Source organism: Dactylosporangium salmoneum, assembly GCF_039532525.1.
GTDB lineage: Bacteria > Actinomycetota > Actinomycetes > Mycobacteriales > Micromonosporaceae > Dactylosporangium > Dactylosporangium salmoneum.
Window position 1 is genome coordinate 182,375 of sequence record NZ_BAAARV010000025.1, and the last position, 24,044, is coordinate 206,418.

Consider the following 24,044-nt stretch of genomic DNA (forward strand, 5'->3'; position numbering starts at 1 on the left):
GGCCTCATTTCAATTCGTGGGCTATCTGGCGCATGAGGTCGGCCGATGCCTCCGACGGCAGGGCACGCTCGCGCAGCCGCTCCAGGTTTCTGCGGTACGTCGCGATGAGCTCCGGCTCCTCCCACAGCAGCTGCTGGCGGTAGAGCACGCCGTCGTCGGCGCCGAACTCCAGCAGCGTGAAGTCGCCCTCCCAGCCGGGGTGATACCCGGCGTTGAGCGCGATCACCCGCACGTCGGCGTACGGGCGCTGGGCAAACTCGATCGCGTGCTCCAGCTGGTCGACCAGCAGCGCCTCGTCGCCGGGGACGGGGCCGCGGCGCAGCACGGACTCGTCCAGGAACAGCTCCACGCGGGGCGGCTCCTCCCGGCCGAACAGCTCCTCCTGGCGCCGGGCGTGGAACTCGACCCGCCGCTCGGCCAGCGGGGACTCCACGTCGCTGGTGGCGTGGGCGTAGCGCCGGGTCTGCAGCAGGGTCGGGAACATCACCGGGGCGAACTCGCCGATGCTGGTCGCCTCCGCCTCGAATCCGACGTAGGTGATCTGCTGGCCGGCCAGCAGGGCGCGGTACTCGTCCCACCACATCCGCCGCTTGGCGGCGCGGGCCAGCTCGAGCAGCTCGTCGACGGTGCGTGGGTCGTGCACCCGGTAGTAGGCCAGCAGGCTGCGCAGGTCGCTCACCGAGATGGCCACGGTGCCGTTCTCGATGCGGATGAGTTTGGACAGTGACCACTCCATCTCGGCGGCCACAAGGTCCTGGGTCAGCTCCCGCTCCCGCCGCAGTCGCCGCAGCTCGGCCCGGAGCCGGCGCTTGCCCACGATGGGCCCGCTCATAGACCATCCCCCCAATCGCGTACATCTGGCATGGCCCCGGTTGAGGGCTCCGCGTATCTACCCGATTTGCGGCAGATGCACCTGACGCGATCCGATTTCCTGGACGGCTCAGCGCCGGGCGTGTGCTGCCAGGAAGATCTTGGCCATGGCGCTGGACCGTCTCGAATGGCGGCGCCGGGCCCGGGTTTGTTACTGCACCCAGGTGGCCGCCCACCCGGCCGCCGTGGCCGGCAGGTCCAGCGGCGCCTGGTATGTCGCCGATAGCCCGTCGCCGGTTGGCGCAGTCTCGCCCGTGGCCGGCCGTAGCCCCCGCCCGGTGAGCGCGGACGCGAACTCCTGGTCGTGCATCCGGTCGGCCAGCCGCGTGGCCAGCGCCTTGAGCTCGCCGTCGCGGGCCGCCTCGGGGGTCAGCAGCAGCGGATAGTCCGCCTCGTAGAGCGCGTCGCCCGGGTAGATCCCGGCCAGCGCGACCGGGTGCCTGGCCTGCGCGTAGCGCCAGAGGTCGCGCTCGAGCACGGGGAACAGGCCGACCTCGCGCAGCGCCTTGCCCGGGTCGCTCTGCTGGCCCATCCTGTCCAGGAGCTTGGCCGGGTCGGCCTCGGCGTCGGCCAGCCGGGCGCGGACCGCCAGCGCCCGCGTCTGGGCGAGGCCGGGGTCGTTGGTGGTGCGGCCCATGGCGCTGTGCACCTCAAGGGCCGCGAGCAGCCCGGCGGTGTCGTGCAGCGGGCTGCTCATGCTGAGCCGGGGCACCTGGCCGCCATTCACCCCGGCGGCGAGCGCGGCCCACGTCGGCTGCGCGCCCGGCCACCCCAGCCCCTCGGCGAAGGGCCGCGGGGCGGCGACGACGACGGGGGAGCGGGCCAGCGAGACCGGCTCGGGTGCGTAGGTGAACCTGGCCACCTGCGCCCACGCCGCGGTGGCCGGGATCCAGGCCTCGCCGCCCTGGTAGGCCTGCTGGGCGGTGACCGCGACGAGCTTGCAGCCGCCGATCTGGTTGGCCCCGATGTCGGCCGCGGCCTGCTCGACGGCGGGGGCGAGCTCGGGCGCGACGGTGGCCCGCAGCACCTCCCGGCCGCCGCAGCTGGCCCCGGCGGCCCCGGCCGGCTGGCCGGCCGACCCGCCGCGGGCGGCCAGGCTCAGCCCGACCAGCACGCCGGCCGCCACGGCCAGCGCCACGATGATCACGCCGATGGCGATCCACCACGAGGTCGCCGAGGAGCGGCGCTCCGGGGGCGGGCCGGCGGGCGCGACGGTGGGGCGCCGCTCGGTCGGCGGCGGGGTCCACTCCTCGCGCCGCGGCTCCGGGGTCCACTCCTCGCGCCGCGGCTCCGGGGTCCACTCCTCGCGCCGCGGCTCCGGGGTCCACTCCTCGCGCCGCGGCTCCGGGGGCCACTCCTCGCGCCGCGGCTCCGGGGGCCACTCCTGGGGGTACAGCGGTGGCAGCCACTCCTCTTTGGCATTGGCTCGCTCCTCGGCCGGGGGCTCGTACCGGGGCGGCGGCTCCTCCTCCGTCCACTCCCGCGCGGGCGGCTCGTACCGGGGCGGCTCCCGCCGAGGGCCCATGCGCAGCGTCAGCCCCGGCTCGTCCGCCGCCCAGCTCTGCCGCGGCGGCTCGTACCGGGGGCGCGTGTCCGCACGCGGCGGGGGAGCCGGGGCAACGTTCTCCTCCGCCGCGTACGGGTCTTCCTCGTCGTACTCCTCGGGGTACTCGTCCGAGTACCCGTCGTCGTACTCGTCGTCGTCGACCGGCGCCCAGGGGGAGAGGCGGGCGGTCCACTCCGGCGATCGCGCGTGCTGCGGGGCCGGGTCCACCGGTGGGGGCCCGCCGGGCGCCGCCGGGGCCCACGGGGAGGGCGCGGCGGCCGGCGGCCGGTCGGCCGGCTCGGGCGGTCTGGATCGGGGGTGTGGCACCTCACGCGGGGGCGGGACGTAGATCCCGTCGGCCGTGTGGTCGTCGTCGTGACGCCGATGATGCCGGCCCTCCGTCATGGCATCCCTTTCTCTCCTCTGCGAGCCCGCTACGTTGCGCGAGGGTGAGGAAGCGCGATGCGGTCAACCTAGCACCGGAGTGCATCGATGTGTGACCGCCCGACTACGTAGTGATCATGACGGCGCCTCGCGCCATCCGATTACTGTGGCAATTCGCCCATATCCCTCAGGTCTCGCCCGGTCCGGCCGAAGCGGCACAGTGGTTGGCTAGCGGGGCGGGAGTGGGGATCGGCCTGTATGGCGTTGGACGTTCGGCTGCTGCGCTGGACGGCGGCGCTCGCCGTGCTGAGCGTCGCCTGGCTGGCTGCGCAGTGGCCCGGCGTGCTCATCCATCCGGTCGTCGGCTGGCTGCCCGTCCCCGCCTGCACCGCCCTGGCGGTGATCGTCCTCCTGCGCACGTCGCAGGCCGCCCCGGACCGCCGCAGCGGCCGCTTCTGGCGCCACCTGGCCCTCGTCCTGACCCTGCTGTCAGCGGCGGTCGTGAGCAGCGTCTACGACTCCCTGGTGCGGTTCGGCGCCCCGAGTCAGCGCTCCAGCACGCCGACGATGGTGCTGTACCTCGGGGCGATCGTCGTGCTGCTCTGGGCCCTCCTGCGCCTGCCCGTGGGCCGGCGCACCAGCCATGACCTGATCACGCTGGGCCTGGACCTGACGATCGTGCTGGCCGCCGCCGCGCTGGTCGCCTGGTTCGCCGCGGCCCGCGCCTCGGTCCCGGTCAGCGCCGTGACCGGTTCGTCGTGGACCCTGTTCGGCATCCTGCTCATGGTCTTCGCCAGCCTGGTCTCCCTGGCCAAGGTCGCCCTGGCCGGTGCGGGGGCCCTGGACCGCCGCGCCCTGTGGACCATGGGCGGCACCGTGGTCGTCGGCGCCGTGGCCGGCTCGGCCGCCCCGCTGCTGGAGTCGCGCCCGTACCTCAACGACTGCCACATCTCCATCCCGGTCTGCTGCGTGGGCCTGGCCATGGCCGCCGTCCGCCAGCGCCGCGCCTTCGCCGAGGGCCTGGCCGCCGTCAGGCGCAGCCAGTCCCGTCCGTTCAGCCTGATCCCGTACGTGGCCATCGTCGTCGCCGACGCCTTCGTCCTGGTCGGCGTCGGCGACGACCCCCGCGACACCCGGATCCTGGTCGGCGGCTCGGTGCTGCTCACGCTCCTGGTCACCGCCCGCCAGCTGATCTCCCTCTACGAGAACTCCCACCTGCTGGCCCGGGTCGACGCCTCGATGCTGGAGCTGCGCCGCCACGAGCGCCGCTTCCGCTCCCTGGTCCAGCACTCCTCGGACGTGCTGGCCATCGCCGACGAGCACTACGTCCTCACGTACGGCAGCCCGAGCCTCCTGCGCTTCACCGGCCGCCAGTCGGTGCTCGGCACCAGCCTGTGGGAGCTGGTCCACCCCGACGACGCCGAGCGCCTGCGCCAGGCCTCCAGCGGCCTGGCCGCCCCCGGCTCCACCACCACCCTGCAGCTGCGTCTCCTCCAGCCGGACGGCACCTGGCGATGGTTCGAGGTGGTCACCACCAACCTGCTGCACGACCCGAGCGTGCGGGGCGTGGTCGCCAACGCCCGCGACATCACCGAGTCGCGCCGCTACCAGGACCAGCTGAGCTACCAGGCCTCCCACGACGGCCTGACCGGCCTGGCCAACCGCTCGCTCTTCGCCGCCCGCACCGTCGAGGCCGTGGCCTCGTCGAGGGGCGGGAGCCTGTCGGGCGGCCTCGCCCTGGCCCTGATCGACCTGGACGACTTCAAGGCCATCAACGACCGGCTGGGCCACGCGGTCGGCGACGCCCTCCTGGTCGAGGTGGCCGAGCGCCTGCGTACCACCGTCCGCCCGGGCGACGTGGTGGCCCGCCTCGGCGGCGACGAGTTCGCGGTGCTGCTGCCGGAGTCCACCCGCGAGGCCAGCACCGACATCGCCGACGCCTTCATCGACGCCCTGGCCGCCCCGGTGCGGGCCGCCGGCTACGAGCTGCTGATCCAGGCCAGCATCGGCGTGGCGAGGCACACCCCGGACTGCGACGCCAGCGACCTGCTGCGCCGGGCCGACATGGCCATGTACGCCGCGAAGGAGTCCGGCAAGAGCCGCTGGGTCGAGTACGGCCCGGAGCTCGACGCCCACGCCGTCGAGCACGCCCAGCTGGCCGCCGACCTGAGCCAGGCCCTGGACCGCGATGAGCTGACGGTCCACTACCAGCCGATCGTCGCCCTGCCCGGAGGCGAGATCCGGGGCGTGGAGGCCCTGGTCCGCTGGCGCCACCCGACGAGGGGCCAGGTCTCCCCTGCGGTGTTCATCCCGGTCGCCGAGCGAACGGGCCTGATCGTCCAGATCGGCGCCTGGGTCCTGCGCAAGTCCTGCGACCAGGCCGCCGCGTGGATCTCGGCACTGGACGAGGCGGCCCCGTGGAAGATGAGTGTCAACGCCTCGGCCAGGCAGCTGCTGGAGCCGTCCTTCGTGGACACGGTGGCCGCCATCCTGCACGACTGCGCCCTGCCCCCGGCCCGCCTGACCATAGAGATCACGGAGACCGCGGTCTTCGGCGGCGGCCGAGCCCTGGACACGGTCCGTTCCCTGCACGCCCTGGGCGTCAAGATCGCCCTGGACGACTTCGGCACCGGCCACTCGTCCCTCGGCCTGCTGCGAACCTGCCCGGTGGACGTCCTGAAGGTCGACAAGTCCTTCGTGGACGGTGTGACCGGCACGGTGGAGCAGGAGGCCATCGTCACGTCCATCAGCGAGATAGCCCAAGCCCTGCGCCTCGAGGCGGTGGCGGAGGGCGTGGAGACGCGAGCCCAGGCCAACCGCCTGCTGGAGCTCGGCTACCAGCTGGCCCAGGGCTTCCACTTCTACCGCCCCATGCCGCCGGAGGCCGTGACGGCCGCGATAGCCGCGGAAGCGGGCGTGACCCACCGGGGGGCTGGCAAGGCCACGCCCGCCTCCGCGTTTTAGGGGGGCGAGTAAAGCATGTGAACCACTTCTCGGCCCGCAAGGCGCCGACGGCGAGCGCCGCTGCCGGCTACCCGGCGCAGACAGGCGCACGGTGCTCCCCGGCTCCCGGCCGCTGGGCTCGGTTCCTGGCTCCGGCGACCGTCACCGGCCCGCCGTACCTGCTCGGCCCAGGAAGGAAAGCTCTAGACCGCCTGCTCGGCCCCAGACGGAAAGCTCTAGACCGCCTGCTCGGCCCCGGAAGGAAAGCTCTAGACCGTCACGCCGCCCACATGGCCGCGAACCCGGCCGCTTCGCCGGCCAGCCAGCGCTCCACCTCCTCCGCCTTCACCGAGGGGTCGGGCCGCAGCACCTCGCCCCGCCGCACGTCCACCAGGACGGGCGTCGCGTTGGGCAGCACCAGATCCATGTGGCGCCCCATCAGGTGCAGCGTCGCGACCGCCGCCAGGTCCAGCGGCGGGTCCTCGTCGAAGTGCATCCGGACGACCTCCCCGTGCCCGTCCGGATACCGCAGCCCGAAGTGCGGGTTGATCTTCACCGGCAGCGCACCGATCATGCACAGCGCGTCCCGGGTGGGCGTCACCTCGACCGGCGTGGCCAGCGACTCCAGGTATCGCAGCGCCCCGGGCACCAGTGCCTCGTACAGCGGCTTCCACCGCGCGTTGACCTGCTCGACGACGGCGTTGAGGTAGGTCCCGCCGGTGCGGAACTGGATGTCCGCCTTGAGGGCCTTCACGAGCTGCCCGTGCGGGTTGAACCCGTGCCCGGACTCGCGCTGCCGGCGCAGCCCGCCGACGAAGCTCGCCTTGCGCGGCCCGGTCCGGCCGACGTACCGCGTGAAGCTGAGCAGCGTCGCGTAGGGGACGGTTTGAGTGGTGTTCACAGGCGCGGTCACTGGCGCTCTCCTCCCAGGTCAAGAGCGTCTTTCGTACACACATTCTAATCGATCCTGGCAAGGATTCCCACCCAGTGAACCGGTGGGTAAAGTAGGCTTCATGACGACGTTCCACTGGTTCCTGCCCACCACCGGCGACGGCGACCAGGTCGGGGCGGCGACCGTCACCGCGGGCGCCGCGCGGCACGGCCGGGAGCCCACTGTCGGGTACCTGTCGGAGGTCGCGCGGGCGGCCGAGCGGGCCGGCTTCGAGTCCGCGCTCACCCCGGTCGGCGCCGGCTGCCTGGACCCCCTCGTGATGTGCACGGCGATCGCCCAGCACACCACGACGCTGCGCCTGCTCGTCGCCTTCCGGGCCGGCTTCACGCTGCCGACGCTGCTGGCCCAGCAGGCCGAGGCGTTCCAGTGGATCTCCGGCGATCGGCTCGCGCTCAACGTGGTCACCGGCGGGGACCAGGCCGAGCAGCAGGCCTACGGCGACTTCGTGCCCAAGGACGCCCGCTACGCCCGGACCGCCGAGTACATCGAGGTCATGCGGCGCACGTGGGCGGGCGGCCCGTTCGACTTCCGCGGCGACTACTACCACGTCGAGTGCGGGGGCCTGGCCCGCCCGCTGGAGCGGGTGCCGCCGATCTACTTCGGGGGCGCCTCGGAGGCCGCCGTGCGGGTCGCGGCCGCGCACGCCGACGTGTACCTGTTGTGGGGGGAGCCGCTGCCCGCCGTACGCCAGCGAATTGCGCGGATCCGGGCACTCAATCCGGGCATCCGGATCGGCCTGCGGGTGCACGTGATCGTGCGCGACGACGCCGACCGGGCCTGGGGCGAGGCCGAGCGGCTGCTGCGGGGCATGGACCCGGCGCGCGTCCGGGCCGCGCAGGAGCGGTTCCGGCGGATGGACTCGGTCGGGCAGGCGCGTATGACCGCCCTCAACGGCGGCGACGCCGGGGCCGATCTCGTCGTCGGGCCCAACCTCTGGGCCGGGATCGGGCTGGTCCGCGAGGGGGCGGGCACCGCGCTGGTGGGCAGCCCGGCCGAGGTGAACGCGCGGCTGGCCGAGTACGAGGCGGCTGGCGTCGACGAGTTCATCCTGTCGGGCTGGCCGCATCTGGAGGAGGCCGAGCGGGTGGGCGACGCCATCCGGCGCGATTTTCGTGCGGTGCAGCCGGCTGGGGCGTAGTTTCAGCCGACCAGCTGGCCGACCGGGCCGAGCATCAGGCGGACGCCGAAGGCCAGGCAGCCCAGCACGACGATGACGAAGAGGCCGACGTACACGATGGCGGGCACCCTGGTCAGGCGCGCGATCTGGTCGGCGTCGGAGTTGGGGGCCTGGTGGCGGAAGCGCGACTGCTGCAGCTCGAAGACCGCGCGCACGCCGCCGAGCAGCATGAACCACGCGAATGCGTAGGCGAAGGCGCCCTGGATCTTCGGGTCGGCGAACCACGAGACGGCGAAGATGATCGCGCCGGCGGCGACGACGGAGATGACGCCGTAGAAGTTGCGGATCATGATCAGCATGAGGATCAGCAGGATCAGCAGGAGCCAGAGCAGGATCGTGATCCGGCCGGCGCCCAGGATCGCCGCGGCGGCCAGGCCGAGCAGCGAGGGAGTGATGTAGCCGGCCAGGCCGGTGATCACCATGCCGAAGCCGTTCGGCCGGCCCCTGGACAGGGTCAGGCCGGAGGTGTCGGAATGCAGGCGGATGCCCGACAGGCGGCGCCCGCTCAGCACCGCGGCGAGCGCGTGGCCGCCCTCGTGCGCGATGGTCACGAAGTTGCGCATGACCTTCCACACGGGGCGCAGCAGCACCGCGAGGAGCGCGGCGACGGCGGTCGCGATGACCACCACGCGGTCCGGGGACGGTTGGCGGCCGAGAGCGTCGTGCAACACGTCAAACACGAATGCAGAGCCTGCCATCTCACGTGTTGAATGAACAGCGTGGAGATCAGGCGCTACACGGAACGTGACTGGCCGGGCACGTGGGATGTATGGCACGAGGTCGTGGCCGCCGGCGAGAGCTACGACAACGCGCCCGGCTCGACCGAGGAGCAGGCGCGCGAGCACTGGCTGCTAGCGGCGCCCTGGGAGCAGTGGGTCGCGGTCGACGGCGACGAGGTGCTCGGCATGTACAAGGTCGGGCCCAACCGCGGCGAGCTCGGCGCGCACGTGGCCAACGCGAGCTTCATGGTCTCCTCCCGGGCCCGCGGGCGCGGCCTGGGGCGCACGCTCGGTGAGCACTGCCTCGACCGGGCGCGGGAGCTGGGCTTCGCCGCCATGCAGTTCAACGCCGTCGTGTCGACCAACACGGTGGCCGTGCGGCTGTGGCGCTCGCTCGGCTTCATCATCGTCGGCACGGTTCCCGACGCGTTCCAGAGCACCAAACACGGGTTGGTCGACTTGCATATCATGCATCGGTACCTGTGATGCTGTTAAAACGCCCCGCGTTTCCCCCGCAGGGGGAGTAGTTCCTGGTACGGCTTGTGGTCTTCATCTTGCATTCTGTACCAATACCCCGATGCGTACTCCCCCCGAAGCGCGCTACGACACGGATGGTCACTACAGCGGTGACCTGACCGGCTATCGCATCGGTGACGCGTACGAGCTGATCGAACCCATCGGCGGCGGCGGGACCGGCACCGTCTGGCGGGCGCGCGCGCTCAAGAGCGAAGAGTTCGTCGCGATCAAGCTGCTGCGCGAGGACCTGATGGCCGAGCCGAAGGCGGTCAACCGGTTCGTGCAGGAGCGCGCGATCCTGCTCATGCTGCGCCACCCGCACATCGTGCGGGTGCGCGACCTGGTGACCGTCGGCACCTCGCTCGGTCTGGTCATGGACCTCGTCGAGGGCGGGAGCCTGCGCGACTATCTGCACGAACAGGGCACGCTGCCGCCGGCCGAGGCCGCGCTGCTGCTCGCCCAGATCGCCGAGGCGCTCTCGGCCGCCCACCGCCGCGGCGTCGTGCACCGCGACCTCAAGCCGGACAACATCCTGCTGGACCGGGTCGACGGCGAGCTGCACACCCGCCTCACCGACTTCGGCATCGCGCGGGTCCTGGACACGCCGAGCATGACGACGCCGGGTGCTCTCATCGGTACCGCGAACTACGTCGCCCCCGAGGCGGTCTACGGCGGGAGCCCCACTCCCGCGGCCGACATCTACGCGCTCGGCGTGGTGCTCTTCGAGCTGACGGCGGGGCGGCCGACGTACGCCGGCGGCCCCGCCTGGGCGATCCTGCGCCGCCACGTGGACGAGTCCCCCCGCCCGGTGCCCGGCATGCCGGAGGCGGTCTGGAAGGTTGTCCAGGAGTGCATGGACAAGCGTCCGGGGCGCCGGCCCACGGCCCGTGAGCTCGCCGTGACGCTGCGGGTGGTGGCCCGCCGGGTGGCCGACGAGCCCGCGCTGCCGCCGCAGCCGGTCGACGACCGGCTCACCACCATCCAGCCGCCGGTGCCGCGGCCGCGCACCTCGCCGTCGCGCTCCCGGAGCGTTCTGCTGGCCGCGCTCATCGTGCTCGGGGTGCTGGCGTTTCCGGCGTGGCAGTACATCACCCGCCAGCACGGCACCGAGACCGCCGCCGACCCGCACGTCACCGCCGTGCCGGCCGTCCCGCCCGCGTCCGGTGGCCCGGCGCCGTCACCGCATGCCGCAGCCAGCCGCGGCGCCGCGCGCACGGACGACAAGAGCGCCCGGCCGTCCCTGCAGCCCGGCGCGCACGCCGAGGCGTCGGACGCCTTCGGCCCGTGGCTGTGCGGCAACGAGTACACCTGGGACATCGGCCACCCGGTGCTGGCCCAGCCCTGCCACGCCGTCGCCCCCGACCGGATCCGGATGGTCGGCCGCATGCAGAGCATCCCGGGCGTGCAGGCCGACGTGAGCATGTCCGTCCTCGACCTCGACACCGGCGGCCTCGTCGACGGCCCGCACGACTGCGACGGGCTCATGTTCACCGACCTCGCCCCGAAGCACGACTGCGGCCCGTTCGAGGCGCGCCTCCCGCGCGGGCACCGCTACGTCGTGGTGCAGAAGTGGGTGTACACCGGGCGGGCCCTCCTGCCCCGGGGCGAGGTGCGCGGGCTCGAGTTCGACTGGTAGTTCCAGCGGGCGGGAAATGGCTCCCGAAATTGTCGTACCCGTGTGGTGAGCTGTGCCCATGACGGGTGTTACCACCCCAGCGGGGTTCGAGGAGCTACTGGAAGATCACTGCGCCAGCATCGGCGCGCTGACCCGGCATCTGCGCGAGGTGATTCTCAGCGCCCGGCCGGAATTGACCGAGCGGGTGTACCGCGGATGGCACGGGCTCGGCTTTCACCACCCGGAGCGGGGGTACATCGCGGCGGTGTTCCCCGGCACCGACTCGGTCTCGGTCGGGTTCGAGCACGGGGCGGACCTGCCCGACCCGCACGGGCTGCTCGAGGGGACGGGCAAGCGGCTGCGCTACCTGCGGTTCCGGCCGGACGAGAGCGCGCCGACGCACGAGCACCTCGTCGAATACCTAGCCCTCGCCACCGCCTGAATTCGGCGGCACGACCGGCAGTCCCTCCGAACGCAGCGCACGGCCGTCCTCGGTCACCACCGCGCTCTCGTGGCCCCGCAGGGTGGCGAGCCAGTCGATGCCGGCGAGGCCCATGGCGAGCGCCGCCGTCGCGTACGCGTCCGCAGTGCCCAGCTCCGGCCCGACCACGGTGACCGAGCGCAGCTGCGTGGCCGGCGCGCCGGTGTAGGGGTTCAGGACGTGGAGCCCGCGCTCGTACGTGCCGGAGGTCGCCACCGCCGCGTCGCTCACCTCCAGCACCCAGGCCACCGCCAGCGCCTCCCACGGGTGCCGCACGCCGACCCGCCAGTGCTGCCGCCCGCGCGGCCCTCCGCGCACGAAGACGTCCCCGCCGGCGTTGAGGCAGTGGTTGCGGGCGCCCTGCTCGAGCAGCTGGTCGCAGGCCCGCTGGACCGCCCACCCCTTGACGTACCCGGAGGGGTCGAGCCGCCCGCCGGCGTTGATGTCGAAGTATCCGCCGGTCTCGTCCCAGAGCTCCGCGCACCGGTCGAGGACCTCGCCCACGACCGGCGAGCAGTCCTCGCGGCGCAGCTCCCCGCGCCCGAGCCGGCTGATCTCGCTGTCCGGCTTGTACGTGCTGAAGATTCCGTCCACCAGCCGCAGCCAGTCGAACACTCCGTCGGCGAGCCGCTCGAGCTCGTCGATCGGCAGGTCGTCGTCGAGGTCGAGGCTGATCGGCATGCCCATGACGTGCTCGACCCGCACGAGGCTGTGCCCGGTCATGGCCTGTCGCTCCCGCACCTGCACCCCTTGCCGTTCCAGCCACCCCGACCGCCGCGGCGATTCTGGCCGCGCTGAGCGTCCTGGCCGTCTTGGCCGCGCTGACGGTCTTGGCCGCGCTGAGGGTCGTGGCCGCGCTGAGCGTCCTGGCCGTCTTGGCCGCGCTGACGGTCTTGGCCGCGCTGAGGGTCGTGGCCGCGCTGAGCGTCCTGGCCGTCTTGGCCGCGCTGACGGTCTTGGCCGCGCTGGCCGTCCTGGCTGGGCCGACCGTCTTGGCCGGGCTCGCCGCCCTGGTCACCTCTGCTGTTTTGGTCCAGCCGCCCGGCGAACCAGATCCGCCGCGTGTCGACCGCGAGGCCGCCGACCGAGATCAGCCCCGCGAGCAGCCCGATCCCGCCAGCGACCGGCCCGTCCCCGGCAACCAAGGCCACGCTGTCGACCGTGGCGGCGAGGCTCTCGACACCGGGAAGAGGGCCGGTGGATGCGACGTCGAGCACGGGGCGCCGGCTCGCGGTGTGGGCGGCCCGCCACTCGCTGCAGGCCCCTGCGGTGCGGGGGTGGTCGAGGGGGCGGGCGTCGACGTGGGGCGCGGGCATGGGCGGCGGCGGGGTCAGGCCTGGTAGGCGCGGTCGATGGCGGACTGGAGGGAGGCGCGGTACCCCGAGCTGGTCGCCGTGGCGCCCGACACCGTGTCGATGGTCGCGCTCTGGGCGGCCAGGGCCTCGGCCCGCAGCTTCGGCAGGGCGCTGTTGTTGATCTGCACCGACCGCGAGTGGTCGCTCGGCGAGTCGAGGACCTTGACGTCGGTGATCTTCCCGCCGGACACGACGATCGAGAGTTCGACGTTGCCGTACTCGACGTAGATCGGGTTCCCGTTGAACGTCCCGTCCTTCAGCGTGCTGCGCCGCGTCGGTGTGGTCGTCGCCGGTCGGCCGGCCGGGGCCGTTGTCTTCGTGCCGGCCGGCTGCGTCGCCGCGGTGGTCTTCGTCGTGCCCGGGGCCGGCGTCGTGCCGGGCGGTGGGCTCGCACCGGCCCCCGCGCCCGGCGGCAGCGCATCCGCCGCCGAGGACGAGGCGCCGGGCGCCGGGCTGTTCGCGGACTGCGGTTGCATCGCCTGGTCGCTGGACGGGCTGCTGAAGCCCGCCTTGGCGCCGACGAGCAGGACCGTGCCCGCCGCGGTGCCCATCAGGGCCATCAGAGCGCGTCGCACGCCGTACCAACTCCTCTGTCCTCGCCCGCGCCGCGCGGGAGGGTGATCGATGATGCGGGTACCCCGTCCCGGACCGCCGTGCCGGCGGGGCGCACGACGAGCTTCGAGCGGGCGCCGTCGCTCGCCGAGGACACCCGGGTCACGAGGCCGCGCCCACGCGCTCCGTGCGAGAGCAGCCCTCCGACGGCGAAGCGCTCCCGAAACGCCGGACGTGCCCCGCAATCAAGGCGCCCTCCGACCGCAAGGTGCCCTTCGAGCGGGCGTTGGGCCCCGAGCGAGCGGTGCGCTCCGTGCGAGAGCAGCCCTCCGACGGCGAAGCGCTCCCGAAACGCCAGCCGTGCCCCGCAATCAAGGCGCCGTCCGACCGCGAGGGCCGCTCCGAGCGAGTGCGCTTCGAGCGGGCGCGGCGCCCCGGCGAGACGCGGGCGCGGCGTCCCGGCGAGCTGCGGGAGAGGAGCCCCGGCGAGGCGGGGGAGGGGCGCGAGGGCAAGGGCGCCGGGGGCGAGGGGCTGCGGCATGTCAGAGCTCGAAGGGGTCCAGGTGGACCTGGCGGCGCGGTACCCGCAGCCGACGCAGGACCTGCAGGGACTGCTCGACCAGGCCGTCGGGGCCGCACAGGTACACGTCGCGGTCCGTGATGTCCGGGACCAGGTCGCTCATGCCCGCCGCGGTGAAGAGGCGGCGCGGGCCCGGGTCGCGGCGGTCGCCCACCACGAACCACAGCTGGGCGTGGCGCAGCTGGGCGAGCTCCTCCAGCTCGTGGCGCAGGTGCAGGTCGTGCACGGCGCTGGCGCGGTAGATGACGACGGCGCCCGGGGGCAGCTCCTCCAGCAGGGCGCGGATCGGGGCGATGCCGGAGCCGGCGGCGATGAGCAGGGCGCGCTGCTTCACGCGGCGGCTCGCGGTGAAGTCGCCCCACGGGCCCTCGACGAAGATGTGGGTGCCCGGCTGCATCGCGCGCATGCGCTGGGTGTGGTCGCCGACCGTCTTCACCGTGAGGCGCAGCCAGCGGCCGTTCGGGGCGGCGGAGAGCGAGAACGGGTGGGCCTGCCACCACAGGCCGCGGGCCAGGAAGCGCCAGCGGAAGAACTGGCCGGCCCGGGCGTCGAGGTCGTCGAGCCGGCGGCCGGTGATGTAGATCGAGACCATGTCGGGGGACTCGGGCACCACGTCGGCGACGCGCAGGCGGTGGCGCAGGTTCAGCGTCAGCGGGCCGACGATGCGGCCGAGCACCACGGCGGCGATCATCACCACGTAGAAGCCGATCCACACGGTGCGGCCGAGGCCGGGGCGGAACAGCTCCTGGCCGTTGGAGAACTGGTGCGCGAAGCCGAGCAGCAGGGTCACGTAGGCCGTGAGGTGCAGGAAGTACCACATCTCATAGGGCAGGGCCCGGCGCAGCGCCCGGATGCTCAGCAGGCCGATGCAGACCAGCATGCCGGCGGCGATGAACGCCGTGATCATGTCCGGATACTCGGTCAGCAGCGTGCCCAGCTCGGAGGTGAGCCCGACCCGGTCGGCGTGGGCGTAGCCGACGGTGATCAGCGCGGCGTGGGCCAGGATCGTGACGAGCACCGAGCCGCCCAGCTCGCGGTGCCACAGGCCCAGGTGGCGGGCGCCGATCCAGCGCTCCAGCCAGCGCAGCCGGCTCATCAGGACGACCTGCACCAGCAGCAGATAGCCCGCGATCAGGCCGGTCACCCGGCCCGCGCTCTGGAAGAGCTCGGCCTGGGTGTCGATCGAGCCCGCCTTCGTCCCCAGCCACCAGGGCAGCACGGCGAGCGCCAGGCCGCCCCAGAAGAGGGCGCGCAGCAGGAACCGTCCGGCGGTGTTGTGCTCGACGGGTCGCGCCGCGGGGGCGGCGAGGCGGCCGGCGGTGCGCTGTCTCGGGACGGTCATCGTCGACTCTGCGTACGGTGCATGTGGTTCCACTGCCCTCGGTGATACCAGCGGCCTACGTTGCCTGGCCACGGGCTTAAGGCGGACTTCAGGCCGAGCAAAGTTCTCTCGCGGGGGACATGCTTCCACGGGGGTACGACAGAACCTCATAGACTGCGGTGATGCAGCGGATCTGGCGAATTGTCCTGATCTCGGCGGCCGTCGTGGCGGCGGTGGCGGCGACGGGCCTCGGCATGGCCTACTCCCTCGGCGCCTTCGCCGAGCCGGGCCGCTTCGGTGCGGTGCCGGGCTGCTCCGTGCTCACCCCGGAGATGTTCGCCCCGGTCGTGACCACCGCGAAGGTCGAGGCCGACGGGGACAACTGCACGGCGTCGGACGGTCAGGTGCAGGTCAACGTGGGGTACACCCTCGTGAGGAAGCAGGCCCGGGTGGGCGGGCCGGAACTGGCCGGGCGCTACCTCGACGTCGTCGCCGGCAGTGGCGGGGAGAAGCTCGACGGCGTCGGCGAGCAGGCGATCCGGCAGCGCACCCAGGCGATCGGCGCGCCCCAGGTGATCAGCATGCGGGTGAGCAACCTGATCGTCGTGCTTTCGGTGGTCAACCTCGGCGGGGGAGACCTGCCGCCCGGCGCCGAGGGCGGCCTGGTGAAGCTGGCGACCGCTCTGGGTGCCCGGTTGGGCGCCTGAACGCCCGCTCACTTTTTGCTCGCGGCGCCTGAACTCACAAATCGGACACGCTGGGGGTGGCCCAAAAGCGCAGGTCGGCGCGGTACAGGAAAAACTGTGGGGCCGACGTGCGGCCCCGGCAAAAAATGAAGATCAGGGGAGCTGGCGCAGGAAACGGCCGGCCGCGTCGGTGCGGTCCTGGTAGCCCAGCGCCCGGTAGAAGGCCTGCGCCCCCTCCCGCGTGCGCAGCGCGGTCGCCTCGACGCTCGAGCACCCCCGCATGAGCCCGAAGGTCTCCGCCGCCGCCACCAGGCTCGTCCCGATCCCCCGCCCGCGGGCCGACTCGGCCACGGCCAGGGCCACGATGCGCAGCCACGCCCCGTCGGTCTCGAACGACGGGATGATGTGTGCCGCGATCACCCCGAGCAGCCGGCCGCGCTCGTCCCACACGAACGCGGCCCCGTCGGGGTGCTCGCACCAGCGGTGCAGGCGTCCCGCGAGGTTCGACTCTCCCTGGGGGTGACCGTCCTGCTCCAGCAGCCGAGCCACCTGCTCGGTGTCGTCCGCATCCAGCCGGCGCACCCCTCGGGCGACCTGCATCCGGTAGCTGTGCAGCACGTCAGCGGTCATGAGTGCACTGTAGAACCGCGGCCCGGATCCCTGCCTGCCCGAAAGTAGTCACTCATGTTCACGCCGCCGGGCGCTCCACTTGACTGTGCGTCTGCACGGCTTACTATTGCGCGCCGCACATGCACGTGCGTCAGATCGCGCAGGAGTCGTCGGTGCAGGCGTCCGCGGAGGGCGAGCCGAGCACCGTCAGCGACGACTGGCGCAGCGCCTGCTGGAACACCTCCAGCGGCTGGGCGCCGGACACGCCGAGCCGCTCGTTGAAGACGAAGAAGGGCACGCCGCTGATCCCGTACGCCCGGGCGAGCGCGATGTCGGCCTCGACGTCCTCGGCGTGGGAGCCTTCGGCGAGCGCCTGCTTCGCCGCCACCTCGTCCAGGCCGGCCGCCGCGGCCAGTTCGGCCAGCGTCGCGTGGTCGGCCACGTCGGCGCCCTCGGTGAAGTACGCGTGCATCAGCCGCTCCTTGAGCTCGCCCTGCCGGCCGTGGGCCTTGGCGAAGTGCAGCAGCCGGTGGGCGTCGAGCGTGTTGGCGGTGCGGGCCCGCGAGAAGTCGTAGGAGAGGCCCTCCTCGGCCGCGATCCCGGTCACCCGGGCGAACATGCCCTGGACCTGCGCCGCGGACAGGCCGTGGCGGGCGGCGAGGGACTCGCCGACGGGCCGTGGGTCGCCGACCGGGGTCGACGGGTCGAGCTGGAAGCTGTGCCACTGCACGCTGACCTCGCCGTCGAACCCCTCGAGCGCACGCTCCAGGCGCCGCTTGCCGATGTAGCACCACGGGCAGACGATGTCCGACCAGACGTCGATCTGGATCACGCGCGCTCCTTCAACCGATATCTGCTACTTCGCAGAAGTTTGACGGAGCAACGATAGCGCACGGAATGCCGTGCGGACGGGGCCCGCCGCTGGCTGCGTGCGGGCCCCGTCGGCGCCGTGTGCGGTCCGGGAGGACCTACCAGTCCGAGTTGGTGGCCCCCGTACCGAGGATCACCTGGTCGAACCCGTTGCCGTCGTTGTCGTCGGTGTAGGCCACCGCGACCTCGCCCCAGTTGGACACCGCCACGCCGATCTGCTCCTGGCGGCCGGTGGCCGTCTGGCTCAGCACCTGCGCGGGCAGGCGCCCGGCGGTGGTGCCGTCGGCGTTGAAGCCGGCCGCCCACACGTCGGGGTTGGTGCCGCCGACCGACCAGGCGACGACGGCGTTGGTCTGCCCGTCGATGCCGATCGCCGGGTTGACGCCGCCGTCGGCCACGAGCACCTCGGTGCCCTTCGCGACCGCGCCGGGGCCGAAGGAGCGGGTCCACACGCCGGCGGTCCCGGTGTGGTCGGACTCCCAGGCCACCGTGAAGTCGCCGGTGAAGTCGGCGGCGATCGCGGCGTGGCGCTGCTGGCCGCCGCCGAGGCTGTTCGCGGTACGCCGGGACAGGTTGACCGCGCCGTTGGCCTTGGCCAGGCCGACCAGCCCGATGTTGTAGTAGCCGTTGGCGTCGGCGTCCTCGTCCCACACCACCAGCGCGTCGCCGGAGGCGGAGACCGCCACGTCCGGCCGGTGGTGCTGGCCGGTCTGCTGCGACGCGAAGACCTCGTAGGCCTTGGTGGTCGGGCCGGTGTACCCCGCCGCCTTCACCGTGTACACGGTGTTCTGGACGTCCTCCCAGACGACGGTGAACGCGACCGCGCCGCCGTTCGGGGCGCCGTCCGGGTCGACCGCGACCTTCGGCAGGATCTGGTCGCCGTCGGCGTTGGCGTTGACCCGCCCGGACGCGGTGACCGTGCCCGCCGGGGAGATCACCCGGTAGACGACGTTGAAGTACCCGTTGCCGTCGGGGTCCTCGGCCCACACCACGACGGCGTTACCCTTGTCGTCGAGCCCGACGTCGGGGCTGAGGTGCCTCCAGTTGGTACCGCTGGTCCCGCCGGCCGACAGCTTCAGCTCGTACTTGGCGGTGCCGTTGGTGAACAGGCGCACCCACACGTCCGAGTGGCTGTTGTTGTCGGGGTCGGTGGTGTCCCGGTCGTCCTCCCACACGACGGCGACCTGCCCGTTGCGGTTGGTGGCGATGGACGCCGTGTCCTGGTCCCCGGTCGCCACGCTGTTGGCGGTGGTCCACGTCATGGACGTGGCGGCGAGCGCCGCGGCGAGCGCGGCGGAGGTGATGGCTGGCACTCGGTCTACTCCTACAGCGCCTGGAGGCCGGGCCGGCCGTCGAGGATGGCGAACGACTTCAGGGTGGTGGCGGCGACGCCGTGCTCGGTCACCGAGCTCACGCCGCGGAAGTCCGCGGTGACCTGCGCCTGCGTGATGCGGGTGCGCACGTAGCCGCGGCGGTTGGAGTAGAATTTGATGTGCGGGTTGGTCGCCCCGTTGGGGATCGCCGTGGCCGCGGAGCCGTTGCCGCCCGAGGTGATCGAGGTGCAGACCAGCTCGCTGCCGATGACGGCCGAGCCGGTGTTGGCGTAGTCGGCCTTGAGGTCGTTGCCCCACGAGGCGTGCACGTCGCCGGTGAGCACCAGCGGGTTGCGCACGCTGCGGTCGACCCAGCCCTGCTGGATGCGCGAGCGCGAGGCCCGGTAGCCGTCCCAGGCGTCCATGTTGCCGGCGCCGGAGGCGTCGAACTGGCGGGCGAAGAAGACCTGCTGGCCGATGATGTCCCAGTTGGCCAGGTGCTGGCCCAGTCCGTCGAGCAGCCAGGCCTCCTGCGCGGTGCCCGGCAGGCTGCGGCTGGCCAGATCGGCGTCCGCGCACACCTTCCAGCCGTCGCCGCAGGCCTGGTCGTTGCGGAACTGGCGGGTGTCGAGCATGTGGAAGGTGGCCAGACCGCCCCAGCGGACCCGGCGGTACAGCGGGATGCTGTTGCCGCTGGGCTTGTTCTCCGGGCGCAGCGGCATGTTCTCGTAGTACGCCTGGTAGGCCGCGGTGCGCCGGGCCGTCCACTGGGCGGTGGTCAGCGCCGGGCTGCTGTCGGCCCGCGTCATGTTGGCGTAGTTGTTCTCGACCTCGTGGTCGTCCGGGACGACCAGCCACGGCGCGATCTGGTGCGCCGCCTGCAGGTCCGGGTCCGACTTGTACTGCGCGTAGCGCCGCCGGTAGTCGGCCAGCGAGACGATCTCCGAGGCGCCGGCGTGCTGGCGCAGCGCACCGGAGGTCGCGCCGCCCTCGTAGATGTAGTCGCCGAGGTGCAGGATCAGGTCCGGCGCGTCGTTGGCCATGCTGCGGTACGCGTTGTAGTAGCCCGACTCGTAGTGCGCGCACGAGGCGAAGGCCATGGTGAAGTCGCGGCCCAGGGTGCCCAGCGCCGGGGCGGTGCGGGTGCGCCCGACCGGCGAGATGTGGCCCTGCGCGCGGAAGCGGTAGTAGTACTCCGCGTCCGGCTGCAGCCCGCCGGCCACCACGTGCACCGAGTGGGCCTCGGCGTAGCGGGCGGTGACCGTGCCGGAGGTGACGAGCGTGGCGAAGGTGCTGGTGGTCGAGACCTGCCAGTCGACGGCGACGTCGGCATTGGCCATGCCGCCCTGGCCGTCGGCGTTGAGCGGCGAGGGGGCGAGGCGGGTCCACAGCACGACGCTGCCGGCGTCGGGCTCGCCCGAGGCCACGCCGAGCTGGAACGGGAACGGTACGGCGGCGGAGGCGCTGGTCAAGGGGGCTGCCACGGCCCCGGTGGCGGCGAGTCCACCGAGGACGAACGTGCGGCGGCTGAGCCTATTCATGGGGCATACCTTCGGGTTTGTGCATGAACACAGCGTGGCCGCGCTCTTTATAGACGTCTACGGATGTGTTTGTGTTCTTGCGGATATGTTGAGGTTTCGCACCTCGTTCGGAGTGCGGCCGAACGCCCGCCGGAACGCGCGATGGAAGCTCGCCACGTTCACGAACCCGGCGTCGGTCGCGACGTCGATGACCCGCAGGTGGGACAGCGCCGGGTCGCGCAGGTCCCGCTCCGCCTTGGCCAGCCGCAGGCGGCGCACGGTGGTCGCGTACGACTCCGGGCGGCCGGCGAAGAGGCCGTGCAGGAAGCGCACGGACACGCCGAGCCTCCTCGCTGTGGCCGCGGGCGTCAGGTCGTCGTCGGCGAGATGGCCTTCGATGTCTTCCAGTGCTGCCCGATGGGTCCTTGGTGCCCGTACTGGATCCAGGATCGTCGGGTCCAATGCCACGCCCAGCATGCCCGCCGCGTGGAAGGCGAGCCGCTCGGGACGCCGGGCCGTGGGCACCGACTCCAGCGCCAGGCGCACCGCCGCCCCGACCCCGGCCCGCGTGTCCAGCGCCGAGGCGGTCGGCACCGGCTCCGGCAGCAGGTCCGCCGGCACGAAGAAGGACAGCTGCTGGAAGTCCCCGCCGAACTCGAACCGGAAAGGCGCGTCGGTGCCGACCACGCCGAGCTCGCCCGGGTGCAGCAGGGTCACCCGGTCGCCCTGCGCCATCAGGCTGGTGCCGCGCACCTGCAGGTTGGCGTAGTAGCCGCGCGCCGGGGAGCGCTCGATGTCGGCCCGGGTGCGGCGCACGGTCTGCCGCTGGGAGGTGATCCGGGCCAGGTGCAGCGCGCCGAGCGGCCACTGGGTCACGTCGCCGGCGAAGCCGCCGCGCAGGTCCGACTCCGGCGTCAGCGCGAGGAAGGCGGCGCAGATCAGCTCCCGCCAGTACGCGAACTGCTCCCCGGGCGCGGCCTCGCCCGTCGACCAGTGCACGGCCCACCCCCTCTGTCGGCTTCGCGTCCTTGCGCGCAATGCAACGTCCGGGTGCGCTACGGGCAACATGGTTTCATCGGGCTTCCGACACCGTGAGGTGCATGAGGACCCGTTTCACCGACGCGTTCGGCCTGTCCACGCCGATCGCCCAGGCCGGCATGGCGTTCGTCGGCATGACCCCCGACCTGGCCGTCGCCGTCAGCAACGCCGGCGCCCTGGGCTCGCTCGGCGTCGGGCTGATGCCAGCGCCCGCGCTCACCGCGACCATCGCCGCGGTCCGCGCGGGCACCGATCGGCCGTTCAACGTCAACTTCATCACCATCTTCGCCACCGACGAGCAGATCGACGCGGTGTGCGGTGCCGGCGTCGAGGTCGCCTCGTTCCACTGGGGCCACCCGCCGCGGGCCTGGATCGAGCGCCTGCACTCGGCCGGCGTCAAGGTCTTCGAGCAGGTGGACTCCGTCGAGGCGGCCCGCCGCGCGGTCGAGGACGGCGTCGACGTCGTGGTGGCGCAGGGGCTGGAAGCCGGCGGCCACAACGCCTCGACCCTTCCGTTGTCTGCCCTGGTACCGCTGGTCGCCGACGCGGTCGCCCCGGCCCTCGTGCTCGCCTCGGGCGGCATCGCCGACGGCCGCGGCATGGCCGCCGCGCTGATGCTCGGCGCGGACGGGGTCTGGGTCGGCACCCGGTTCGTGGCAACGGCCGAGTCGGCGGCGCATCAGGGGTACAAGGACCGCCTCGTCGCGGCGGGCGCCGAGGACACGGTCAGCACGTCGCTCTTCGGCCCGGACACGCCGCAGTTCAACCCGATGCGCGTGCTGCGCAACCGGGTCGTGCGGGAATGGGCCGGGCGCGAGGCCGACATCCCGGACTCCCCGCTGCCGGTCGTCGGCGAGACCGTGCTCGGCGGCTGGCGGGTGCCGATGCACCGCTTCTCCAACATCGTGCCGATGCGCGAGGCCACCACCGGCGACCTGGAGGAGATGGCGCTGCTGGCCGGCCAGGGCGTGGGCCTGGTGACGTCGATCCTGCCCGCTGCCGAGGTGGTCGAGACGATGACCCGCGAGGCCTTGGAGCTGCTGAGTCCGGCGCTTTCGGGGCCGGGTGCGGCCCGCTAGGGGGACCGCGACCACAGGCGGAGGGTGAGGCCACGGGAGTTACGGTCCGGACCACGGCGGACATCGCGGTAGCTCTCAATATTTGCCAGCGCCGCGGACCTCGCGCGGCCCGCGGCGCTGTCGTGCGGGGTCAGACGCTGGAGGCGAACGTGATGCTGAAGTCGCTCTTCTCCGGGACGCCCGCGTTGGTGAAGCAGGCGACCGGGACGACGGCGTCGCTGCCGGCGGCGAGCCACAGGGATTGGATCGTGCAGTAGACGGGGCCGTCGCCGATGGCGGTCAGCTGCGACGTCGTCTCCTTCTGGTGCACGTCCACCCCGCCGAACTCGGCCTCGGCCCGGTCGAACACGGCCGCCATGGCCACCTCGTCGGCCACGTCGCCCGGCACGGCGACCGCGGCACCCCCGGCCTCGCGGATCTCGGCGACGGCCTTCTCGGCCTCGGATGTGTTGGACGCGTAGTTGACGACGACGGCCTGCCCGCCGCGCCCGAGCCGCGCGGCGCAGGCGCCCCCATTCCCCGGGACCCGCCGGTGACGACGGAAACGCGCTGGGTGTCGCTCATGGGATCAACCCCCTTCTCGTTCGGCTTCTGTGCCCGAGGATGGCTCCGGCATGCCCGGTCGGTCTTGACACCGGCTATTCCCCCTGAGAATAGTTACCGTCATGTCAACCTCGCACGCGCTCCTGGGGCTCCTTGCGTCTCAGGGCGCCCGGCACGGTTACGAGCTCAAGCGGGAGTACGACCGCAGGCTCCCGGGTGTCCGGCCTCTCGCGTTCGGACAGATGTACAAGACGCTCGAGCGGATGCAGCGCGACGGCAGCATCGCCGAGGCCGCCCATCAGCGCGTGGGTGGTCCGGACCGGGTCGCCTTTCAACTCACCGATCACGGCCGATCCGAACTGGACATCTGGCTCCGCCAGGTGGTGCCGGCCAACCCGCAGATCTCCGCCGAGCTGTTCATCAAGGTCGTCATCGCCCTGCTGGCCACGCCTGACGAGATGGCCGCGCGATCGTTGCTGGCCGCCCAGCGGGCCAGTCACCTGGCCGAGATGCGTAGGTTGACGAAGGTCAAGACGGCCGCCGGTGCGTCGGCGTCCGAACTGGCCGCGGCCGACTACCTGCTCAACCATCTGGACGCCGACCTGCGGTGGATGGCGACCACGCTCGATCGGGTCACGGCGTTGCGCGCGGAGGTGATGGCGTGACCGGCCAGGCGGTGACCTCGATCGACGCGCGGCACATCGGCATGGCGTACGGGCAGACCGTCGCGCTCCGGGATGTTTCGTTGTCCCTGGGCCGGGGCGAGATCGTCGCCGTGACCGGGGCGAGCGGCTGCGGCAAGTCCACGCTGCTGCACTGCCTGTCCGGGATTCTTCGCCCGGACCAGGGGGAGGTGTGGTTCCAGGGCCGGAACCTGGCGGCGGAGAGCGAGCAGGCCCGCTCGCGGCTGCGCCGGACGGCCTTCGGCGTGCTGTTCCAGTTCGGCCAGGTGGTGGCGGAGCTGACCGCGATCGAGAACGTCGCCCTGCCGCTGCAACTGGGCGGTAGGCGCTACCGGGATGCGGCCGCGATCGCCCGGCGGCGGCTGGAGCAGCTCGGCATCGGCGAGCTGTCCGACAAGCGCCCGGGTGAGATGTCGGGTGGGCAGCAGCAGCGGGTCGCGCTTGCCCGCGCGCTGGTGACCGAGCCGGACGTGTTGTTCGCCGACGAGCCGACCGGGGCGCTGGACAGCCTCGCCGGCGAGCAGGTCCTTGCCGGACTGGTCCGGCTGGCCCGCGAGCAGGGCACCGCCGTGCTGCTCGTGACGCACGATGCCCAGGTGGCCGCGTACGCCGATCGGGAGATCACCATGCGCGATGGTCAGGTGGAGTTCGGTGGCCGGATCACCGTCGAGGAGGTCCGGTGAGACCGGGCG

22 protein-coding genes and 1 pseudogene are annotated in these 24,044 nt (G+C 72.6%); 10 read left to right on the forward strand and 13 right to left on the reverse strand.

Translation table 11 applies throughout. The features are described from left to right. Window positions 1–4 precede the first annotated feature (4 nt). Both ABD352_RS16505 and ABD352_RS16510 read right to left on the reverse strand, forming a co-directional pair. Complete coding sequence (locus ABD352_RS16505) at window positions 5–832, reverse strand: DUF5753 domain-containing protein (protein WP_344613245.1); 828 nt, start codon at window positions 830–832, stop codon at window positions 5–7. Window positions 833–1,021: 189 nt separating this feature from the next. Continuing rightward, window positions 1,022–2,821, reverse strand: a complete 1,800-nt coding sequence (locus ABD352_RS16510; protein ID WP_344613246.1) for a hypothetical protein — start codon at window positions 2,819–2,821, stop codon at window positions 1,022–1,024. Between the two features lie 237 nt (window positions 2,822–3,058). Here ABD352_RS16510 and ABD352_RS16515 point away from each other — a divergent pair, with 237 nt between their 5' ends. After that, complete coding sequence (locus ABD352_RS16515; protein ID WP_344613247.1) at window positions 3,059–5,764, forward strand: putative bifunctional diguanylate cyclase/phosphodiesterase; 2,706 nt, start codon at window positions 3,059–3,061, stop codon at window positions 5,762–5,764. A 256-nt stretch (window positions 5,765–6,020) separates the two neighbouring features. On the opposite strand, the gene ABD352_RS16520 is transcribed toward ABD352_RS16515, so the two are convergent. Continuing rightward, window positions 6,021–6,656: a hypothetical protein gene (locus ABD352_RS16520; RefSeq protein ID WP_344613248.1), complete on the reverse strand. Its 636-nt coding sequence runs from the start codon at window positions 6,654–6,656 to the stop codon at window positions 6,021–6,023. Window positions 6,657–6,756: 100 nt separating this feature from the next. On the opposite strand from ABD352_RS16520, the gene ABD352_RS16525 reads away from it, so the two are divergent. After that, window positions 6,757–7,833, forward strand: a complete 1,077-nt coding sequence (locus tag ABD352_RS16525; RefSeq protein ID WP_344613249.1) for an LLM class flavin-dependent oxidoreductase — start codon at window positions 6,757–6,759, stop codon at window positions 7,831–7,833. 2 nt (window positions 7,834–7,835) lie between these two features. Here ABD352_RS16525 and ABD352_RS16530 read toward each other — a convergent pair whose 3' ends face one another. Further along, window positions 7,836–8,570 carry a M50 family metallopeptidase gene (locus ABD352_RS16530; protein WP_425553555.1) on the reverse strand — a complete coding sequence of 245 codons (735 nt, stop codon included), beginning with the start codon at window positions 8,568–8,570 and terminating at the stop codon, window positions 7,836–7,838. Between the two features lie 12 nt (window positions 8,571–8,582). On the opposite strand from ABD352_RS16530, the gene ABD352_RS16535 reads away from it, so the two are divergent. The 3 genes from ABD352_RS16535 to ABD352_RS16545 all read left to right on the forward strand — a co-directional run bounded on the left by ABD352_RS16535 (window position 8,583) and on the right by ABD352_RS16545 (window position 11,164). Continuing rightward, on the forward strand, window positions 8,583–9,077 hold the full coding sequence (locus tag ABD352_RS16535) for a GNAT family N-acetyltransferase (protein WP_344613251.1): 495 nt from the start codon (window positions 8,583–8,585) through the stop codon (window positions 9,075–9,077). Window positions 9,078–9,168: 91 nt separating this feature from the next. Beyond that, the gene (locus ABD352_RS16540; protein ID WP_344613252.1) at window positions 9,169–10,743 is read left to right on the forward strand and encodes a serine/threonine-protein kinase; all 1,575 of its coding nucleotides are present in this window, start codon (window positions 9,169–9,171) and stop codon (window positions 10,741–10,743) included. A gap of 58 nt (window positions 10,744–10,801) precedes the next feature. Next, window positions 10,802–11,164, forward strand: coding sequence for a DUF1801 domain-containing protein (locus ABD352_RS16545; protein ID WP_344613253.1), 363 nt, complete (start codon window positions 10,802–10,804; stop codon window positions 11,162–11,164). Here the strand turns inward: ABD352_RS16545 and ABD352_RS16550 are convergent. Next, window positions 11,144–11,944 carry an FAD:protein FMN transferase gene (locus ABD352_RS16550; RefSeq protein WP_425553556.1) on the reverse strand — a complete coding sequence of 267 codons (801 nt, stop codon included), beginning with the start codon at window positions 11,942–11,944 and terminating at the stop codon, window positions 11,144–11,146. The two genes, ABD352_RS16545 and ABD352_RS16550, sit on opposite strands and share 21 nt — an antisense overlap. A gap of 71 nt (window positions 11,945–12,015) precedes the next feature. Here ABD352_RS16550 and ABD352_RS16555 point away from each other — a divergent pair, with 71 nt between their 5' ends. Continuing rightward, window positions 12,016–12,546 (forward strand): hypothetical protein, encoded by a 531-nt coding sequence (locus tag ABD352_RS16555; protein WP_344613254.1) that lies wholly within the window; start codon window positions 12,016–12,018, stop codon window positions 12,544–12,546. On the opposite strand, the gene ABD352_RS16560 is transcribed toward ABD352_RS16555, so the two are convergent. Then, entirely contained in the window at window positions 12,534–13,133 is a 600-nt protein-coding gene (locus tag ABD352_RS16560; RefSeq protein WP_344613255.1) for an FMN-binding protein, read from the reverse strand. The genes ABD352_RS16555 and ABD352_RS16560 overlap by 13 nt on opposite strands. A 519-nt stretch (window positions 13,134–13,652) precedes the next feature. Further along, on the reverse strand, window positions 13,653–15,032 hold the full coding sequence (locus ABD352_RS16565) for a ferredoxin reductase family protein (protein WP_344613256.1): 1,380 nt from the start codon (window positions 15,030–15,032) through the stop codon (window positions 13,653–13,655). Between the two features lie 161 nt (window positions 15,033–15,193). Here ABD352_RS16565 and ABD352_RS16570 point away from each other — a divergent pair, with 161 nt between their 5' ends. Beyond that, a complete protein-coding gene (locus tag ABD352_RS16570) occupies window positions 15,194–15,718 on the forward strand; it encodes a hypothetical protein (RefSeq protein WP_344613257.1) in 525 nt (174 codons plus the stop codon). A gap of 132 nt (window positions 15,719–15,850) precedes the next feature. Here the strand turns inward: ABD352_RS16570 and ABD352_RS16575 are convergent, their stop codons facing one another. The 5 genes from ABD352_RS16575 to ABD352_RS16595 all read right to left on the reverse strand — a co-directional run bounded on the left by ABD352_RS16575 (window position 15,851) and on the right by ABD352_RS16595 (window position 21,008). Further along, window positions 15,851–16,327, reverse strand: a complete 477-nt coding sequence (locus tag ABD352_RS16575) for a GNAT family N-acetyltransferase (RefSeq protein ID WP_344613258.1) — start codon at window positions 16,325–16,327, stop codon at window positions 15,851–15,853. 130 nt (window positions 16,328–16,457) lie between these two features. Beyond that, a complete protein-coding gene (locus ABD352_RS16580) occupies window positions 16,458–17,138 on the reverse strand; it encodes a DsbA family oxidoreductase (RefSeq protein ID WP_344613259.1) in 681 nt (226 codons plus the stop codon). A gap of 136 nt (window positions 17,139–17,274) precedes the next feature. Beyond that, on the reverse strand, window positions 17,275–18,489 hold the full coding sequence (locus ABD352_RS16585; RefSeq protein ID WP_344613260.1) for a hypothetical protein: 1,215 nt from the start codon (window positions 18,487–18,489) through the stop codon (window positions 17,275–17,277). An 11-nt stretch (window positions 18,490–18,500) separates the two neighbouring features. Further along, window positions 18,501–20,030, reverse strand: coding sequence for an alkaline phosphatase D family protein (locus tag ABD352_RS16590; protein WP_344613261.1), 1,530 nt, complete (start codon window positions 20,028–20,030; stop codon window positions 18,501–18,503). Window positions 20,031–20,087: 57 nt separating this feature from the next. Then, a complete protein-coding gene (locus tag ABD352_RS16595) occupies window positions 20,088–21,008 on the reverse strand; it encodes an AraC-like ligand-binding domain-containing protein (protein WP_344613262.1) in 921 nt (306 codons plus the stop codon). Window positions 21,009–21,109: 101 nt separating this feature from the next. On the opposite strand from ABD352_RS16595, the gene ABD352_RS16600 reads away from it, so the two are divergent. Beyond that, a complete protein-coding gene (locus ABD352_RS16600) occupies window positions 21,110–22,126 on the forward strand; it encodes an NAD(P)H-dependent flavin oxidoreductase (RefSeq protein ID WP_344613263.1) in 1,017 nt (338 codons plus the stop codon). A gap of 130 nt (window positions 22,127–22,256) precedes the next feature. Here the strand turns inward: ABD352_RS16600 and ABD352_RS16605 are convergent. Next, window positions 22,257–22,580, reverse strand: a pseudogene (locus tag ABD352_RS16605) (SDR family oxidoreductase); the annotation flags it as partial. 211 nt (window positions 22,581–22,791) lie between these two features. Here ABD352_RS16605 and ABD352_RS16610 point away from each other — a divergent pair. Then, the gene (locus ABD352_RS16610) at window positions 22,792–23,334 is read left to right on the forward strand and encodes a PadR family transcriptional regulator (protein ID WP_344613264.1); all 543 of its coding nucleotides are present in this window, start codon (window positions 22,792–22,794) and stop codon (window positions 23,332–23,334) included. 11 nt (window positions 23,335–23,345) lie between these two features. After that, window positions 23,346–24,035, forward strand: coding sequence for an ABC transporter ATP-binding protein (locus tag ABD352_RS16615; RefSeq protein ID WP_344613556.1), 690 nt, complete (start codon window positions 23,346–23,348; stop codon window positions 24,033–24,035). Window positions 24,036–24,044: the final 9 nt, after the last annotated feature.